Genomic DNA, 17501 nt, shown 5'->3' with positions numbered 1-17501 from the left:
TCACTCTCACTCCTCGATCATAGATGCCCACGGCTGGTCCATCGCATCACTGCACGACACCACGTCAACCTTTACAGCGCCAGTTCGTTGCCTGACCTACGCCGCGGATGTTTCGAATTCTTCTGCACCGAGCTGTATTTCACCGAGTTGTGGACATAGCTGACGTCCATACCATACGGTGCGGTATGGAAGACTGAATCTCGGAGGAGGTGCAACCGGTGAGCCAAAGGTTCACGAGGCGTGCTTTGTTTCGTGCGATCGGCCTCGCTGGAACCAGCGCGGCTTTGGTGTCGGCTACGCATACTCCGACCCGGAGCGAACTGCGCAGTCCACTGATCTTTCACTCACCTCCCATGACGCCCTTCGTCGATGAACTCCCCCGGCCGCGTGTTATTTCCGGAACCGGAACCACTCTCTCACTCGACGCCGCTGTACACCGCCACCAATTCCACCGGGATTTCGATGCTGTGCCGTCGCTGGGGTTCGGCGGTGACCACTACCTGGGCCCCACCATCGAATGCCATGTCGGAGAGGCACTCACACTGAACTTCACCAACCGGCTCGAACGCCATCCACTGGCAGACGACATGGACACCAGCATCCACGGAGTCACCGAAGATCACCGGCTGGCTCCCCCGTCGTCGCTGCACCTTCACGGCGGTGTCACACCACCCGGCAGCGATGGGCATCCGCTTCTAGCCATAGCTCCCGGACGCAGCATCACTCACCATTTTCCGAACGAACAGCACGCGGGCCATTTGTGGTACCACGATCACGCCATGGGCATCACCCGCTTGAATGTCTACGCCGGGTTGGCCGGTCAGTATTTCCTGCGTGACGAATTCGACACCGGCCGAGAGGGAAACCCACTGGGACTACCCGCCGAAGAGTACGAGATGCCCCTGATTCTCCAGGAGAAGATCTTCACGGCCGACGGGTATCAATCCGTGCGTTCCACCCCGATCGTCCCGCAGGGTTCCTGGGAGGGCGGTGCCGTCGGAGACGTCGGTGTGGTTAACGGCAAGGTGTGGCCGCGGATGAATGTGGCACGCGGTTTGTACCGTTTCCGCATCATCAATGCCGGGTCGTACAGCGTGTGGAACCTGCACTTCAGCAACGGGATGCACTTCGCGGTCATCGGCAACGAACATGGCCTACTCGACGCTCCGGTACGCACGACAAGCTTTCGGCTTTCACCCGGTGAACGCATCGACGTGCTCGTGGATTTCACCGGCTTCCGCGAAGGTGATGCCGTCGAATTGATCAACGACGAGCAACCACCCTTCCAGGCTGCAATGCTCGGCGAGGTAGCGATGCCGGTGTTCTGCCGTTTTGTCGCCGATTCCCGTCGCGGGTTCACCGGCACTGTGCCGAACTCGCTTCGCGGCGTTGCACGGCAACCGTCGGCGCTTGCGCCGCTCGAGGTTCCCACGGTGATCCGAACGGTGACCGTCTCTCAGCCGTACGCACTCCGCCTGCCTCCGGCCATCATGTCTCTCAACAATCTGCGCTTCGACAGCACCGACATCGAAATGCCCCGGCAGGGCACCGTAGAACAATGGGACATCGTCAACATCACGCCCGATCCGCATCCCATCCACCTTCACCTTGTGATGTTCCGCATTCTCGGACGCGCACCCTTGAAGACCCTCGAATATCAAGCGGCACATCCTCAACCGCCCATCGGTTACAAGTGGACGCCTGCTGCCGACGGATTTCTCGGGGGCCCCATGATCGGGCCGGCGCAGTGGGAGTCCGGATGGAAGGACACCGTGCGGATCGACGGCGGCACCGTCACCCGAATCGTCGTAAGGTTCCCCACCGCCGAGGAACTCGGATTCGATCCGGACGCATTATTCAGCCCGGACGACTCAGCTCACACTGGCCATCACACTGCGGCACAACAGATCCAGGGCTATGTGTGGCACTGTCATATTCTCGACCACGAGGACCACGACATGATGCTGAAATATCGTACGGTCCGATGACCTCGACTCTCCCGCTACCTGATCCGGTCACCCGCTCGCAGGAGGTTGCTGGGAACGGCATGACCCACAATCTCTTCCGCGACACCTGCCGCGCGGATGGACGCGTCCAGATCGATCCCCGTCGCAATGCCCATGTCTCCCAGCATGTAGACCAGTTCTTCGGTGGCGATGTTTCCACTGGCGCCGGGAGCAAACGGGCAACCACCCAGCCCACCCGTGGAGGCGTCGAGGTTCCGAACTCCGTGCTGCACCGCTGTCAGCGCGCAAGCAAGACCACTGCCGCGTGTGTTGTGAAAATGAACGCCCAGGTTGTAGTCGCCGACATGGGCGTCAACCGCATCGATCAACTGCGCGACGCGTCCCGGAGTTGCCGTGCCGATAGTATCCGCGATCGAGAACTGATCGGCGCCGAATTCCCTGGCCTGCTCCGCAATCCGCAACACTCGATCAGGATGGGTAGGTCCGTCGAACGGGCAGTCCCACGCCGTCGAAACGATGACTTCGACTCGACCTCCGGCGTCGTGAACAATCTTGACCACGTCCCCGATACGCTCGGTAGCCTGCTCGGTGGTGGACCGAGTATTGGCTTCACTGTGACCGTTCGAGGCCGAGACGACATATTCGACGGTTCCCATACCGGCCGCTACCGCCCGTTTTGCGCCGCCGATTCCGGCCACCAACGCGGAGAACTCGACACCTGGCCACCGGTGCAGTTCTGCTGCCAGCGCTTCTGCGTCGGCTAGAGCCGGAACGGCGCGCGGTGACACGAATGACGTGGCCTCGATGCGCGGAACACCGGTTGCAACAAGAGCTTCTACGAGTCGAAGTTTCTCCGACAATGGCACCGGGGCCTCGATCTGGAGCCCGTCGCGCGGACCCACTTCACGAATGCTGACTTCGGTAACCGTCATGTCAGATCACTCCCTTCTCGAGCAACGTTGCCTGCTCGTCGTCCGAAAGCCCGAGGAGTCCACCCCAGACGGAGGCGTTGTCCTGGCCCGGCGACGACGCTCCCGCATTCCGCACAGAACCTGGTGTCTCACTGAAGGTCGGCACAACGCCCAAGCCCAGGACGTCCTCACCGATCCGGTCGTCGTAGTGACCGACCAGCATTCCGCGCTCGATCAACTGTGGATCCTTGACCACGTCTTCGACGGTATTGATCGGTCCGGCAACAACTCCCACCTCCGTCAGACGCTCCACCAGACTGTCGGGGTCCTGCAGCGCGACCCACGCGCCGATCAACTCGTCGAGCTCGTCCTGATGTTTACCGCGCGCAACATGATTGGAGAATCGGTCGTCCTGCGCCAGTTCCGGTCGACCCATTATCGTGCACAGCCGCACGAAGAGCGTGTCCTGATTGGCCGCGATGACCACCCAGTTTCCCTCGGAGGTCTGATAAATGTTGGAGGGCGCGATTCCTTCGAGCCTGGTTCCCGAGGGTTGACGGATGATGCCGCCGCGATCGTAGTCGGGAATCGTCGATTCCTGCACTGCCAGACACGATTCTGTGAGTGCAACGTCCACAACCTGGCCGCGGCCGGTTCGCTCACGGGACAGAAGCGCCGCCAGCACACCTTGTACCGCGAACATCCCGCCGAGCGAATCCCCGAGTGAGAGTGCGATACGCGGCGGTGCCTGGCCGGGATAACCGTTCAGGTGCCGGAAACCGCTGACAGCTTCGGCCACCGAGGCATACCCAGCGCTCTTGGCCTTCGGCCCGGTCTGCCCATACCCGGATACTCTGGCCAGCACCAGTTTCGGATTGCGCTCACTGAGCACGTCGAACCCCAGACCCCACTTCTCGAGAGTGCCCGGGCGAAAGTTCTCGACCACGACATCCGCGTGTTCGACCAGATCCAGAAACAGTTCCCGACCTTTCTCGACCCGCAGATCCAGCGTGACACAGCGCTTGTTGCGGGCGTGGACCGTCCAGAAGAATCGGTGACCGTCCTGCTCCGCCTGCCCCCAGGTGCGAAGCGGGTCTGGGCGATCCGGCGACTCGATCTTGATCACGTCGGCACCCATGTCGCCGAGCAGTTTCCCGGCGAAGGGTCCGGCAATCAACGTGCCGAGCTCGATTACCCGGTATCCGTCCAGGGGCCCGGTGGGCGCACCTTCCGACACAGCAGCCTCCTCGTGGGAACGTCTCTCCCTACGAAAGGTTACGTCACCAGCCGATACCTCAACATCATGTCGTGATCCTCGTGATCCAGCATGTGGCAGTGCCAGACGTACCCTTGCAGATCGCCTGATCCACCACCGTGTCCACTGTGTTCCATCGCAGGTTCCTTCATCGCAGGATCTACCACCGCAGCTCGGGGGAACGTGGCGTCGGGATCGAAGCCCAGTTCGTCGGCCGTCGGGAAGCGCACGATGATGCGCGTGATGGAGTTGGCATCCACGATGACGGTATCCTTGGCGCCCGTCTCCCACACTTCCGGCGCCCGCATCGGCGAGGTCACGAAATCGTCCGCCGACGGCGTCCAGCGCGTCCCGAGATCCGGCAACGGGTACGCAGCCGTGTACGCAGGTGTGTTGATGCTCTGCCTACCCAAGACCCGAAAAGTCACCAGGTGTAGGTGAATCGGATGCGGCTCTGTTGTGACGTTGATCAGATTCCACTGCTCGACGGTTCCCTGACGCGGCAATTCGATATCCGAGTCGGTATACCGCAAGTTGTTGAGCGACATGGTGATCGACGGATAGCTCGACGGCCGGGACAGTTGCATGATCGTCAGATTGCGGACTACGTCGGGCACGGCCGGGGGCGGTGGGGCAGCGGAACTCAATTGCTGCGGCACCGACCCGGTGAAACCCTTCGCGCTACTCACGTCGAACCGCGCGAACAGGGGCATCACCTGCGTACCGCGTTGCGCCACAGCCAAAGGCACCGGTTCATCGTTGCGCAGTTCCACACTGGTACCCGGTTCGAGCAAGCCGAAGTCGACCAGGAGATCAACCCGCTCGCCCGGGCTCAGACGCACATGATCCGTCGGCGCCGACGCTGCGAGCAATCCGGATTCGGAGCCGATCACCCAGAATCGCATACGATTTCCGAAGTACAGATTCCACACCGAGTACGACGCGGCATTGAGGACACGCAGGCGGTACAACCCCCGCGCCACTTCGATTCTGGGCCACACAACGCCGTTCACCACGCCAACGTCTCCGGGCGTCGCTGGATCCCAGGCACCCTGTGGTGTTGTCCACGTCGACCTGACGCTTTGCCGTCCGTCGGAGGTGAATACCTTGTCCTGCAATATCAGTGGCAGTTCGAACTCCCCCGACGGTAAGCCGAGCGGATTGCCGGCCGTACCGGTGTCGTAGTTGTCGCGAAGCAGATACATACCGGCCAAGCCCGCGTAGACGTTCAGCCGAGTCATCCCCATGGCGTGGTCGTGATACCAGTGATTACCGCTACCGCTGGGATTCCCGTTACCGGGGGCATTGCCGAACTCGTGCACCAATCCTTCGCCCGGACGCTGAATCAACTCGGGATTCCCGTCGTACTGCGGCGCGGTGACACCGCCATGCAGGTGCAGCGACGTGGGAACCTGTGTCCGATCGTTGTCGCTGAGACCGTGCAGACGCGAATCCACGTCAGCGGCAAGAGGATGCGTGGTGATGTCGTTGGCGTACCGCAGCGTTAACGACTGCTCGACATGAGCCTCGATCGTCGGCCCGAGGTAGTCCATCCCGCCGTACCCCAGCGAAGGCGAAGGCGCCAGGTCAGGATGGAACCGGTGCATCGACGACGCGGCACGAAGCTCCAGGTCGCTACCGGCCAATTTCGGCGGAAATACCAGCGCCTCACGAAAGGGTTCCAACCGTGGCGAAGGCAATTGGAGCGGCCGCAGCGGGTCGATGTCGGGCAAAGCTGCGTGCGCAGATTCCCGAGCTGAAGCGGACCCCACCGACAGCGCGCCAAGTCCTGCCATCAATCCCAAGCCCTGCAGCACCGCGCGTCGACGGATCTTGTGCGGCTTGCCCACCACAGGTTCATCCACTACAGGCCCCTATCGCTGACGGCATCCGGACCGGATTACCCCTGCGGCTTCGAGGTCAAACACCGACTGCCTTCCGCCGAGGACTCGACATCCTGATCGACGAGACCGAGTCGAGAGTTCGAGAAAACCCTTGAACTCGAAACTGTGTTCGATTAGGATGGAGTTATGCGGATCGGGGGATCCGGATCGGGGGAATTCAATGAGAATCGATACGTCAGATGTGGTTTCCGGTTCTGCCGTGGGATTACGGTCAAGGCTGTGGCAAGCGCCGGTAGCTGACCTTCGTTCGGCCGCAATCGAGGCGAGCGCGGAGATTTTGCGACTCGAAGCGATCCGCGTGGCCGTGGTCGACGAACTCTCGCTGCGCCCGGACGACCATGTGCTCTGCTACCGCGGCGTCGGCCGATGGCTGGCAGCAAATACGATGCTGCAGATCCCTGCCGGAAACAAGATCGCCGCCCTTGGCGTCGCACTGCGGGCGTTTCCCGCAGTCGCACAACGCTTCGACGCCGGAGATTGCTCGTTCGATCATGCGGCACTGATTATTTCGTTCTGCGAGTCCCCACCAAAAGGAATGCCGGCCGAGGCACTTCCCCAGTGCATCGACGTTCTCCTGGCTGCGGCATCAGGAGTCGACGCGACAACAACCAAGCTGCGGTACGTCATCGCCACGTTGGAGCGAATGTTCGAGTCCGACAACATTCCACCGGCCGAAGATATCGACCGGAACGAGCTCCGGATCGCGTCGACGTTGAACGGTCGGGTTGTCGTTCGAGGCGATTTCGACGCCGTCACCGGCGAAATGCTTCTCTCTGCCCTGTCGAATCTGACCATGCCCACCCCAGCACCGGACGGAACTCCTGATGCCCGTTCGGCAGCCAAGCGAACAGCCGACGGATTCACCGAACTGATCCGCCGCTATCTCGATTGCGCAAAAACCGGTATCGACGGCGGCCAGCGGCCGCATCTGAACGTGCACATCAATGCCCGAGATCTCGCCGAGCATCGAGACTGCGCGGCGCAAGAAGCCGTTGCAGAGGAAGAAGCTTCACTCGATCCGGACCTCTCCGATCTCGACGTGGGCCACATGCCGTGGATGGGACCACTGTCGGTCTCGCAGACCAGACTGCTCGGCTGCGACTGCTTCCTGTCGACAGTCCTACTCGACGACCACGGAGCGCCACTCGATGCGAGACCCGGAAAACGATTGGTCACAGCCGAACAACGGGTCGCATTGATCGCCCGGGACAAAGGCTGCGCCTTCCCAGGGTGTGAGTGCGTGCCGGCGTGGACCGACGCCCACCATATCCGTCACTGGTCGAACGGCGGGCCGACGGTGATGAACAACCTTGTCCTGCTGTGTCGTTCACATCATCGGCTCATGCACCGCAAAACCGGATTTGTTGGCAAATGGGAGATCCGGATGGGCGCCGACAACAAACCCTGGTTCATTCCGCCGCCGGCGATCGACCCGCAGCAACACCCAAGACCGGCAAACAACACCTATCGAACCTGAGAAAACGTCTCAGGCACAACAGAACACGGCCGAGCACCGCATCGAAGGAGACCTCGATGCGGTGCCAAAAGCCGTGGGTTCAGTCAGACTGCCTGCGGAACTCTGGTGATGCGCGGGAATCGCTCCCGAATTTCCGCCGGCGTGACAACCCTCGGGTCGAGAGGTTGCTCGTCACGCAGATGGCGCTCCAACACCTTGCCGGTCATCGGCGCAATGACTTTCAGAGCAGCGGTCATATTCTTCGGCGAACTACCCACACGCACCGCAGTTCGCACTGCCGGTGCAATTGCCTTGTCCAGCAACGCCGGTTGATCAAATCCACCCATGGTTCGCATCCAGCCCGGCAATGTCGCGATTGTTGCCGGCGCGACCAATCGACTGAAAGTCGCGAACTTCGTCTTTCCCTGCGCCCTGGGCGTTCTCAGCAGATAGTGCATCGCTCGGTCGGCGCGCTCGGACGTACACAGCCTCGGCCTGATCTCTGCAAAGTACTCACGTACCTCTTCGCGGGAGCGTGGAACGTCGGATGCCTTGCATGTCTGCAACTGCGCGGCAACTACACATTCCTCCCAGTACCGCTGCTCTTCGACGGCAGAAAGTGGACCCGGACCGTACATTTCGTAGCACTTGAGCACCGAATGCCAACCGGTCACATGGATCCAGAGTTGCGAGGCCGGATTGTTTGCACTGTAACGAGTTCCGGTGATCGGTTCGATGCCCGTGGCCTGAGCATGAACCGTCATGAGATGGTCGGACAAGGCCATCGCCGTCCGCCCGTCGGCGGTCGCGACAGTCAGGAAGTATGCCAGTGTTCGGTCGAGTCGCCCCGCTGGATCACTGTAGATACCACTCATATCTGCCACCGCCGCGGCAAGGAAGGGGTCGAAGTGCTCGAGCACCACCGACCGCTGGAAGCCGATCAATGCTGTCGGCGCGGCCCAGATCTTCCAACTGGGTGATCCTGGGCCGAAGAAGCCGTAATCCTCGCGCGGTCGATCCATAGCCAGTCCAGACATTCGAGGTCCCCTTCATCTCTGCCGCCCCACCAACCACCATTGAATACAACGCCACCGTAACAATTGCGGACGCCGAATACAACGGTTGCGTATTATTCACGAAGAAGTGGCAGGCAGATTAGGGTGGGATCGGAGGTGAGGCACACGATGACCAGGTCACAGGCAGACACAACGGACACACCGCGACGCAAATACGCCCCTCGCATGGCGCCCGAGCAACGACGCGAACAGTTGCTCGACGCAGCATTCGAGGTCACCGGCCGCGTAGGCCTGCACAACCTCAGCATGGAATCCGTCGCTGCCGAAGCCGGCGTCGGCAAGCCCGTCCTTTACACGATTTTCGATACCAGGACCGATCTCGTCGCCGCACTCCTGCGCCGCGAGCACGAGCGAGCCATCGCTCAGGTGCTCGAAACCATGCCGACGGATCTGAGCGAACTCGGCCCAGCGGCGTCATACACCGGAACCGTTGGCGCCTTCGTCGACGCCGTACTCGAGAACCCGACGCGCTGGCGCCTGATTCTGACGTCTGTCGAAAACGCCCCCAGCGAGTATCACGGCTTGCTGAAGCTCTCTCGCGGAGCCGTCTTCGCCCGCGCCGAAGAACTGGCCCGCGCCGGGATTGCCCTCGAACCGAAGCTCGAGGGCCTTGATCCGGTTCTACTCGCGCATACCATGATGTCGTTTGCCGAAATGCTCGGACGGTTGGCCGTCAGCGACCCCGAAACGTATACCCGAGAACGACTTTCCGCCTTTGCCGTTGCGCTCGCTCAGTCGGTCGGGCGTTAGCAGACCACTGAAACCTGTCGGTCGGATCTGCTTCAATACACGCATGACATCACCATCGATCGAACCGCTGCAGCTCTTCGAAACATCTCCCGGAAACTGGTCACTGATGCTCACCGACCAGCACTTCGGCAAGGTGGCAGCGGTATTCGAGCAGGTAGAGGGCTTCGAAGGTTCCGGCTACGACTGGGCTTCGGTGGCCCATGCAGTGGTGGGTCGCGACGCACCACATCTTGAGGGCCGATTCGGCACCGATCCCGAAGCGGGCATGTTTGTTGCGTACGGCGGCGACCACGAAGCTCTTGGTGAACTCGGTGTGCTTCTCGCCAAGGCGTATTCGGATGCCGAGTACCTCGGCGGACTCGTCGCCATTTCCGAACTCGACTAGAACTCCCTATCGAAACGACATCGGCCCCACACCTAGGTGCGGGGCCGATACCGAACAAAGGACTAGCCGACCAGCAGCTCGGCAATCTGAATCGTGTTGAGCGCGGCACCCTTACGCAGGTTGTCGCCCGAGACGAAGAGCGCGAGTCCGCGGCCTTCGGGGACACCCTCGTCCTGACGGATGCGACCGACCAGCGACGCGTTGCCACCGGCGGCGGCGAGCGGCGTCGGAACCTCGACCAGCTCGACGCCCGGAGCGTCGGCCAGCAGTTCCTTGGCGCGAGCAACCGAGAGCGGGTTGGCGAACTCCGCGTTGATCGCGAGCGAGTGCCCGGTCACGACGGGTACGCGCACGCAGGTGCCCGAAACCAACAGATCGGGAAGCCCGAGGATCTTGCGGCTCTCGTTGCGGAGCTTCTGATCCTCGTCGGTCTCGCCGCTTCCGTCGTCGACCAGCGAACCTGCCAGCGGCAGGACGTTGAACGCGATGGGGGCGACGTAGTTGTTCGGGGCCGGGAAGTCGACAGCGCTGCCGTCGTGAACCAGCTTCTCGGCGTCGCCGACAACGGCGCGCACCTGGCCGAGGAGTTCCTCGACGCCGGCGATGCCGCTACCGGACACAGCCTGGTAGCTGGAGACGATCAATCGCTGCAGACCGGCTTCGTCGTGCAGAACCTTCAGCACCGGCATCGCTGCCATGGTGGTGCAGTTGGGGTTCGCGATGATGCCCTTGACCAGGTTCTTCGTGTCCTGCGGATTGACTTCGCTGACCACGAGGGGAACCTCGGGATCCTTGCGCCATGCGGAAGAGTTGTCGACAACCGTCGCACCGGCCGCGGCAAAGCGCGGAGCCTGCGCACGGGACAGCGTCGCACCGGCGGAGAAGAGGGCGATGTCGATGCCCTTCAGATCCTCGTCGGACGTTGCTGCGGCATCCTCGACAACGATCTCTTCGCCGCGGAACGTCAGCTTCTTACCGGCGGAGCGTGCCGACGCAAAGAACCGCACCTTGTCCGCGGGGAAGTTACGTTCTTCGAGCAGAGTGCGCATGACGATGCCGACCTGACCGGTCGCACCGACAACAGCGATTGTTGTCATCAGAAATTACCGTCCTGTTCCTGCGTGTACTACAGCTTCTTCGTCGCCGCCGAGACCGAAAGCGGCGTGGATAACGCGCACGGCGTCGTCGAGTTCGGTGTCCTTGACCAGCACGGAGATGCGGATCTCGGAGGTCGAGATGAGGTCGATGTTGATGTCGGCCTTGGCCAGTGCCTCACAGAACGTGGCCGTGACGCCCGGGTGGCTCCGCATTCCGGCACCGACCAGGGAGACCTTGCCGATGTGGTCGTCGAACAAGATCTGTGTGAAGCCGATGTCTTCCTGACGCTTGGTCAGGATCTCGACGGCGCGGGGGCCGTCGGCGGTCGGCAGCGTGAAGGTGATGTCCGTCTTGTTGGTCTCCACCTTGGAGATGTTCTGCAGCACCATGTCGATGTTGATCTCGGCATCGGAGACAGCGCGGAACACCTTGGCAGCATGTCCCGGTGTGTCCGGCAATCCGACAACGGTGATCTTGGCTTCGCCGCGATCGTGCGCGACTCCGGTGATCAGGGCCTCTTCCACAGGAATGTCCTCCATCGATCCGGACACGATTGTTCCGGGCTTGGTGGTGTATGACGAACGGACGTGCACGGGCACGTTGTAACGACGGGCGTACTCGACGCACCGGAGCATGAGCACCTTGGCACCACACGCTGCGAGTTCGAGCATTTCCTCGAAGGAAACCGTCTCGAGGCGGTGAGCGTCGGGGACGATGCGCGGGTCGGCGGAGAAAACGCCGTCGACGTCGGTGTAGATCTCGCACACGTCGGCGTTGAGCGCAGCTGCCAACGCTACGGCGGTGGTGTCCGATCCACCGCGTCCGAGCGTCGTGATGTCTTTACTGTCCTGGCTGACGCCTTGGAATCCGGCGACCAGAACGATCGAGCCTTCGTCGAGCGCCGTGCGAACACGGCCGGGCGTGACGTCGATGATCTTGGCGTTTCCGTGGCTGCCGGTCGTGATGACTCCGGCTTGTGAGCCCGAGAACGAACGAGCCTCAGCGCCGAGAGAATGAATTGCCATCGCAACCAAGGAGTTGGAGATGCGCTCACCCGAGGTCAGCAGCATGTCCATTTCACGGGCCGGCGGGGAAGGGCACACCTGCTGAGCCAGGTCGAGCAGCTCATCGGTGGTATCGCCCATCGCAGACACCACGACGACGACATCATTGCCGGCCTTCTTGGTCTCGACGATCCGTTCAGCGACTCGTCGGATGCGCTCGGCGGTTGCCACCGAGGATCCGCCGTACTTCTGGACGACGAGAGCCACGCGTTTCTACCTCCAGGTCGAAATTGTTTACAGATACCAGAGGTCGAGCTTACCGACGTGGTCCTGGGACTTCCCGACGCGTACTGACCTCGGCCCTTACCTCGGGTTCGGATTCACGCCGGATCAGTTGCGAGATCCCGTTTCGCATTGACGTCGCGGAACGTGAACCACCGGCAACGTAACCGACAACGGCGACGGCAACTCCGCAGGCGAGGAGGATGCGGATGCTGCTGACCAGTGAACTCGCGACGGTGTCGAACACTGCAACAGCCGCATCCGGGGACACGATGTCTTGATTGTGTAAATAATCCCGGCGCACGACAGCCAGCGCCAGGCCGCGGTGCTCAACGCACCGGTCACGATCAGGACACAGCAGAGTATCCATCGCGACGCTCGGGTCACAGGCGATTGCCGCGAGTGGGCTTGATCTTGGCCGTGATGCGGTGGATACGGAGGTCGTCGGGAGGTATTCGGAAGGTCTCGTGCACGTCGACCGTCATCAGATTCTTGCCGAACAACCCTGCGTCGAGGAGGTACTCGGCTACGACATTATCGCCGTCGACGCTCCATTCCACATCTCGGATCGCACGCACCAGACGAAACTGTGGACCGCCGGACAGGCTGCGCCGCAAGTGATTTCCCGAAAACCCGGTTTTGATCCCCGCCTCGTGTCGCACGGCATCCGGAGCCAGCGGCACTGAATTACCGTCGTGGGAGAGAAGCGCATCGAGGTATGCGCGCGCCACAGCAATTCGAGGATCATCCATGCGATCAGTCGATCATTTCGGAGCACGAAACAACAGCACCGTTCAACGACAATTTCGGCATGTCGCCGAGACCCCACCTCATTCGCCGACATTCCAGGAGTAGAGTGCAGTGCATGCAGCGCGCACTCCTTCTTGGTTGCCGCGACGGGGTCTGATCCAGACTGGCCTCCCGTCGCGGGGTTTTGTGTGCGCCGGTCGACCAAGCCTTCCGGACTTTCGGTCATGACCAACAGGTCATCAGGCCGGGTCCACAATCGTTGGAGATCACCCCATGTCCCCCGCTGACGCATTCACCACCGGCACTCGCATCATCACGCCTCCCACCAAGCCGGCACCGGCCGATCAGCCTGCGTGGAACACGCAGAAGAACTCGTCGATGCCCACGTTCCGTTACCGGCCATTCTCCGAAGAAGTCGAAACGGTCACGCTGCCGGACCGCACTTGGCCGGACAAAGTCATCGACCGCGCCCCGCAGTGGTGCGCGGTGGACCTGCGTGACGGCAACCAGGCCCTGATCGACCCGATGAGCCCGGCGCGTAAGCGTCGTATGTTCGATCTGCTGGTCCGGATGGGTTACAAGGAGATCGAGGTCGGCTTCCCGTCGGCAAGCCAGACGGACTTCGACTTCGTCCGCGAAATCATCGAAGACGGCGCAATCCCGTCCGATGTCACCATCCAGGTGCTGACGCAGTCGCGTCCCGAGCTGATCAAGCGCACGTTCGAGGCGTGTGAAGGCGCTGAGAACGCGATCGTGCACTTCTACAACTCCACCTCGATCCTGCAGCGTCGTGTCGTCTTCCGCGCCGACAAGGCCACGATCAAGAAGATCGCCACCGACGCCGCCGAACTGGTGCTCGCCGAGTCGAAGAAGTACCCGGACACCAACTGGCGCTGGGAGTACTCCCCCGAGTCCTACACAGGCACCGAGCTGGAGTACGCCAAGGAAGTATGTGACGCCGTCACCGAAACCCTGGGTGCCACGCCGGCAAACCCGGTGATCCTGAACCTGCCCGCGACGGTCGAGATGGCCACGCCCAACGTGTACGCCGACTCCATCGAGTGGATGCACCGCAACCTGGCTCGCCGCGACTCGGTCATCCTGTCGCTGCACCCCCACAACGACCGCGGCACCGGCGTCGCTGCAGCCGAGCTGGGCTACCAGGCCGGCGCCGACCGCATCGAAGGCTGCCTGTTCGGCAACGGCGAGCGCACCGGCAACGTCTGCCTGGTCACCCTCGCCCTGAACATGTTCACGCGTGGCGTCGACCCGCAGATCGACTTCTCCAACATCGACGAGATCCGTCGCACGGTCGAGTACTGCAACCAACTGCCCGTCCACGAGCGTCATCCGTACGGCGGCGACCTGGTCTACACCGCGTTCTCCGGCAGTCACCAGGACGCCATCAACAAGGGCCTCGACGCCATGAAGATCGACGCCGACGGCCAGAACGCCGACGTCGACGACATCGTGTGGCAGGTTCCGTACCTGCCCATCGACCCCAAGGACGTCGGCCGCAGCTACGAGGCCGTCATCCGCGTGAACTCGCAGTCCGGCAAGGGTGGCGTCGCGTACATCATGAAGGCCGATCACGGTCTCGTGCTGCCGCGTCGTCTGCAGATCGAGTTCTCGCAGTCCGTCCAGAAGATCACCGACGGCGAGGGCGGCGAGGTTTCGCCGAAGGAAATGTGGGACGTCTTCCACGAGGAGTACCTGGCTCCCGTCCGCCCGCTCGAGCGCATGAAGCAGAAGGTCACCGCGTCCGAGGAGGACGGTGGCACTGATGCGATCACCGCGATCGTAAAGGTGAACGGCAAGGAGCAGGAGATCTCGGGTACCGGTAACGGCCCGCTCGCTGCCTTTGTCGACGCTCTGGGAAGCATCAACTTCGACGTTCGCGTTCTCGATTACTCCGAGCACGCCATGTCCGCTGGTGACGACGCTCAGGCTGCCGCATACGTCGAGTGCGCCGTGACCGGCCCCGACGGTCAGAGCACCGTCGTCTGGGGCGTCGGTATCGCTACCTCGATTACGACGGCGTCGCTGCGAGCAGTGGTTTCGGCAGTTAACCGCGCTAGCTAGGACAACTGTCGAGTGTGGCTCCTATCCATTCGGATAGGAGCCACACTTGTCTGAACTTCACATCGATTTTCGATGAACGACGTACGTCCTGAATCGGATATCAAAGAATTCATTACCGTTATTTCATCCTTTGAGGATGATGCGGATGTGGTCACCGCGTGAGATAGTTCATCTCAGACAATTCCGACCTGCGAAATGGGGCTCGACATGGATTCCTTCTGGGATTTCCTCTGGGTGATACTCGTCAGTTTTGCGTTCGTCGCATACCTGATTCTGCTGTTCTCAATCATTACGGACCTGTTCCGCGACCACAAGACTTCAGGCTGGAAGAAGGCTATCTGGGTATTCTTCCTCTTCGTCATTCCCTGGCTCACGGCGCTCATCTATCTGATCGTCAAGAGCGACGGTATGGCTCAGCGCTCCATGGAGGCAGCGCACCAGGTCAAGCAGGCACAGGACAGCTACATTCGTGAGGTAGCGGGTAAGTCTCCCGCCGAGGCAATCGCAGACGCGAAGGCACTTCTCGACGCCGGCACCATTACCGAAGACGAATTCGCCTCCCTGAAGGCCAAGGCTCTGGCAGCCTGATTCATCTTCAGTTCAATTGCAGGTTGCACCACCAAAGCGGGAGCGGCACTAATCGTGTCGCTCCCGTTTTGTTTATTCTCCGACGGCCCGTGCAACGTCGCGGAACGCCGCGAGCACCACTGCGATCGCGGGACTTCGATCGGCGTGCAATCGCGTGGCCAATTCATAGACCCGGGCAGCACGCACACCGGCGATCGGTTTCCTCGACACTGCAGGATGTGTGATCGCGTGCCGCGGCATCAACGCCACACCGTGTCCGGCGGCGACCAACTCCTCGATAACCCGGAAATCGTTTATCCGATGTCCGACGCGAGGTTGCACACCGGTAACAGCCGCAACTGACATCAGTACGTCGTCGACCGGAAATCCGCCGCGCACACTGATCCAGTTCTCGTCCACCAACTGATCCAAACGAACCGAATTCTGCTTTGCCAGAGGATGATCCGGACGCAGCACCAAGTCGATGGGCTCACGCATCAGAGGCTGCACGCTCACCCGCGGAAACGACGTCTCCGCAGCGCGTTCGTCGCGATGGGTGAGGATCACGTCGTGATCGGCCAGAAGCCGCGGCACCGCAGACGCCGGCTGATCCACGTCGCACGCATCGATGTCGACGCCGGACCCTTCGAGTGCCGTCAACACCCTGGGCAGCAGCAGCGCCGCCCCGGACGGAAAGAACGCCACCCGCACCTTGCCTCGCGGCGAACCCCGGTACGACGCCATCTCCGCGTCCGCACGTTCGAGAGCGGCCACCACGTCGTCGGCGCGCAGCACCAACGCACGGCCGGCGTCGGTGAGCCTGAGTTTGCGCCCGTCCGGTTCCAGGAGCGGCACACCGGCCTCGCGGGCGAGGATCTTGAGCTGCTGGGAGACTGCGGACGGCGTCATGGAGAGGGCGTCGGCGGTGCTTCCGACCGTTCCTCTGTCCGCCAGCTCACGCAGCACTCTCAACCGGGTTGCATCCATGTAGAAAAACTACATTAATGGTCCATCTTTATTCGCTTGTCCTGATGCTTTACACAGCTCACGATTAACGACATGACTCCTCGCGACCGCCTTCTCGGATTGACCGTCGCGATCATGTGGGGATTGAACTTCCTGGCGATCCGGGTCGGACTCGACCACTTCCCGCCGTACTTCTTCGCCGCGCTGCGCTTTTTGCTCATCGCGATTCCCGTGATGATCTTCGTGCCGCGCCCTCAGGTTCCGGCGCGATGGCTGTTGCTCTACGGCTTCGGTTTCGGTTTCGGCCAATTCGTCTTCCTGTACTGGGCGATGCACACGGGTATGCCAACCGGTCTCGCCTCGTTGGTCCTGCAGTCGTCCGCTCCCTTCACTGTTCTACTGGGCGCAGTTCTGTTGCGGGAGAAGCTCAGCGCGTGGCAGGTGTCCGGCATCGGTGTTGCCGTGGCGGGTATGGCCCTGATCGGATGGGATCGCTCGCACCAGGCCGCGTTGTTACCAGTGATCCTGACCCTGCTGGCCGGCTTGTCCTGGGCTTTCGGCAACCTCGGTAGCCGCCTCGCAGCTGCGGGTACCACCGGGGACCCAGCGCCCATGCGCCTGATGTTGTGGATGTGCGTCATTCCTCCGCTGCCGATGCTTGCCCTGTCCGCTGCCGTCGAAGGTCCGAGCACGGGCTGGGATGCCCTCGGAACCGCGTTCAGTGCCGACGGGTGGCCGGCGCTGATCGGACTCGCGTACATCGTGTTGATCGGCACCATCGCCGGGTCGGGCATCTGGACCATCCTGATGGGACGCTATCCCGCAGGCACGGTCGCACCACTCTCGCTGCTCGTGCCGGTAGTGGGAATCGGCGCATCCTGGCTGTTCCTGCACGAAAATCCCAGCGCATTGTCACTGGTGGGAGCCGTAGTCGTGATCGCCGGGGCAAGCGCCGCCCAGATCCGACGCACCCCCAAGGCCGCTGTTCCGTCGAACACACCCGTACGACAAGCACCTGCACGACTCGAAGTCTGACGGCGCGCTGTGC

The 17501-nt window shown here is 61.8% G+C and carries 16 protein-coding genes; 7 read left to right on the top strand and 9 right to left on the bottom strand.

The genetic code is table 11. From position 1 onward, the window contains the following. Positions 1–353 precede the first annotated feature (353 nt). Positions 354–1988, top strand: coding sequence for a multicopper oxidase family protein (locus tag CJ178_RS22835; protein ID WP_306453207.1), 1635 nt, complete (start codon positions 354–356; stop codon positions 1986–1988). Between the two features lie 14 nt (positions 1989–2002). Here the strand turns inward: CJ178_RS22835 and CJ178_RS22830 are convergent, their stop codons facing one another. Genes CJ178_RS22830 through CJ178_RS22820 form a run of 3 tightly spaced genes read right to left on the bottom strand, consistent with a single transcriptional unit; the run spans position 2003 to position 5929 of the window. Next, on the bottom strand, positions 2003–2899 hold the full coding sequence (locus CJ178_RS22830) for a hydroxymethylglutaryl-CoA lyase (protein WP_095887729.1): 897 nt from the start codon (positions 2897–2899) through the stop codon (positions 2003–2005). 1 nt (position 2900) lies between these two features. Further along, complete coding sequence (locus CJ178_RS22825) at positions 2901–4115, bottom strand: CaiB/BaiF CoA transferase family protein (RefSeq protein ID WP_095887728.1); 1215 nt, start codon at positions 4113–4115, stop codon at positions 2901–2903. A 38-nt stretch (positions 4116–4153) separates the two neighbouring features. Beyond that, positions 4154–5929 carry a multicopper oxidase family protein gene (locus CJ178_RS22820; RefSeq protein WP_172937728.1) on the bottom strand — a complete coding sequence of 592 codons (1776 nt, stop codon included), beginning with the start codon at positions 5927–5929 and terminating at the stop codon, positions 4154–4156. 268 nt (positions 5930–6197) lie between these two features. On the opposite strand from CJ178_RS22820, the gene CJ178_RS22815 reads away from it, so the two are divergent. After that, on the top strand, positions 6198–7514 hold the full coding sequence (locus tag CJ178_RS22815; protein ID WP_045066527.1) for an HNH endonuclease signature motif containing protein: 1317 nt from the start codon (positions 6198–6200) through the stop codon (positions 7512–7514). An 83-nt stretch (positions 7515–7597) separates the two neighbouring features. On the opposite strand, the gene CJ178_RS22810 is transcribed toward CJ178_RS22815, so the two are convergent. Then, positions 7598–8530, bottom strand: coding sequence for an oxygenase MpaB family protein (locus CJ178_RS22810; protein WP_095887727.1), 933 nt, complete (start codon positions 8528–8530; stop codon positions 7598–7600). A 147-nt stretch (positions 8531–8677) separates the two neighbouring features. Here CJ178_RS22810 and CJ178_RS22805 point away from each other — a divergent pair, with 147 nt between their 5' ends. Both CJ178_RS22805 and CJ178_RS22800 read left to right on the top strand, forming a co-directional pair. Further along, entirely contained in the window at positions 8678–9319 is a 642-nt protein-coding gene (locus tag CJ178_RS22805; protein WP_095887726.1) for a TetR/AcrR family transcriptional regulator, read from the top strand. 43 nt (positions 9320–9362) lie between these two features. Further along, positions 9363–9704, top strand: coding sequence for an Imm51 family immunity protein (locus tag CJ178_RS22800; protein WP_033235895.1), 342 nt, complete (start codon positions 9363–9365; stop codon positions 9702–9704). Positions 9705–9766: 62 nt separating this feature from the next. Here the strand turns inward: CJ178_RS22800 and CJ178_RS22795 are convergent, their stop codons facing one another. From CJ178_RS22795 to CJ178_RS22780, 4 genes are all read right to left on the bottom strand, one after another. Continuing rightward, positions 9767–10801, bottom strand: coding sequence for an aspartate-semialdehyde dehydrogenase (locus tag CJ178_RS22795; protein WP_095887725.1), 1035 nt, complete (start codon positions 10799–10801; stop codon positions 9767–9769). Between the two features lie 6 nt (positions 10802–10807). Continuing rightward, positions 10808–12073: an aspartate kinase gene (locus CJ178_RS22790; RefSeq protein WP_019746567.1), complete on the bottom strand. Its 1266-nt coding sequence runs from the start codon at positions 12071–12073 to the stop codon at positions 10808–10810. A gap of 49 nt (positions 12074–12122) precedes the next feature. Continuing rightward, the gene (locus CJ178_RS22785; protein WP_233364838.1) at positions 12123–12359 is read right to left on the bottom strand and encodes a hypothetical protein; all 237 of its coding nucleotides are present in this window, start codon (positions 12357–12359) and stop codon (positions 12123–12125) included. 112 nt (positions 12360–12471) lie between these two features. Continuing rightward, positions 12472–12840 (bottom strand): hypothetical protein, encoded by a 369-nt coding sequence (locus CJ178_RS22780; protein ID WP_095887724.1) that lies wholly within the window; start codon positions 12838–12840, stop codon positions 12472–12474. Between the two features lie 271 nt (positions 12841–13111). On the opposite strand from CJ178_RS22780, the gene leuA reads away from it, so the two are divergent. Together leuA and CJ178_RS22770 are read left to right on the top strand one after the other, a co-directional pair. Beyond that, complete coding sequence (gene leuA, locus CJ178_RS22775) at positions 13112–14920, top strand: 2-isopropylmalate synthase (protein ID WP_033235892.1); 1809 nt, start codon at positions 13112–13114, stop codon at positions 14918–14920. Between the two features lie 207 nt (positions 14921–15127). After that, positions 15128–15508, top strand: coding sequence for an SHOCT domain-containing protein (locus tag CJ178_RS22770; RefSeq protein WP_033235891.1), 381 nt, complete (start codon positions 15128–15130; stop codon positions 15506–15508). 72 nt (positions 15509–15580) lie between these two features. Here the strand turns inward: CJ178_RS22770 and CJ178_RS22765 are convergent, their stop codons facing one another. Then, positions 15581–16474 carry a LysR family transcriptional regulator gene (locus tag CJ178_RS22765; protein WP_095887723.1) on the bottom strand — a complete coding sequence of 298 codons (894 nt, stop codon included), beginning with the start codon at positions 16472–16474 and terminating at the stop codon, positions 15581–15583. Between the two features lie 72 nt (positions 16475–16546). Here CJ178_RS22765 and CJ178_RS22760 point away from each other — a divergent pair, with 72 nt between their 5' ends. Then, entirely contained in the window at positions 16547–17488 is a 942-nt protein-coding gene (locus CJ178_RS22760) for an EamA family transporter (RefSeq protein WP_095887722.1), read from the top strand. Positions 17489–17501 lie beyond the last annotated feature (13 nt).

The organism is Rhodococcus sp. ACPA4, assembly GCF_002300185.1.
Lineage (GTDB): Bacteria > Actinomycetota > Actinomycetes > Mycobacteriales > Mycobacteriaceae > Rhodococcus_F > Rhodococcus_F globerula.
This window is presented reverse-complemented; position numbering and strand designations above follow the sequence as displayed.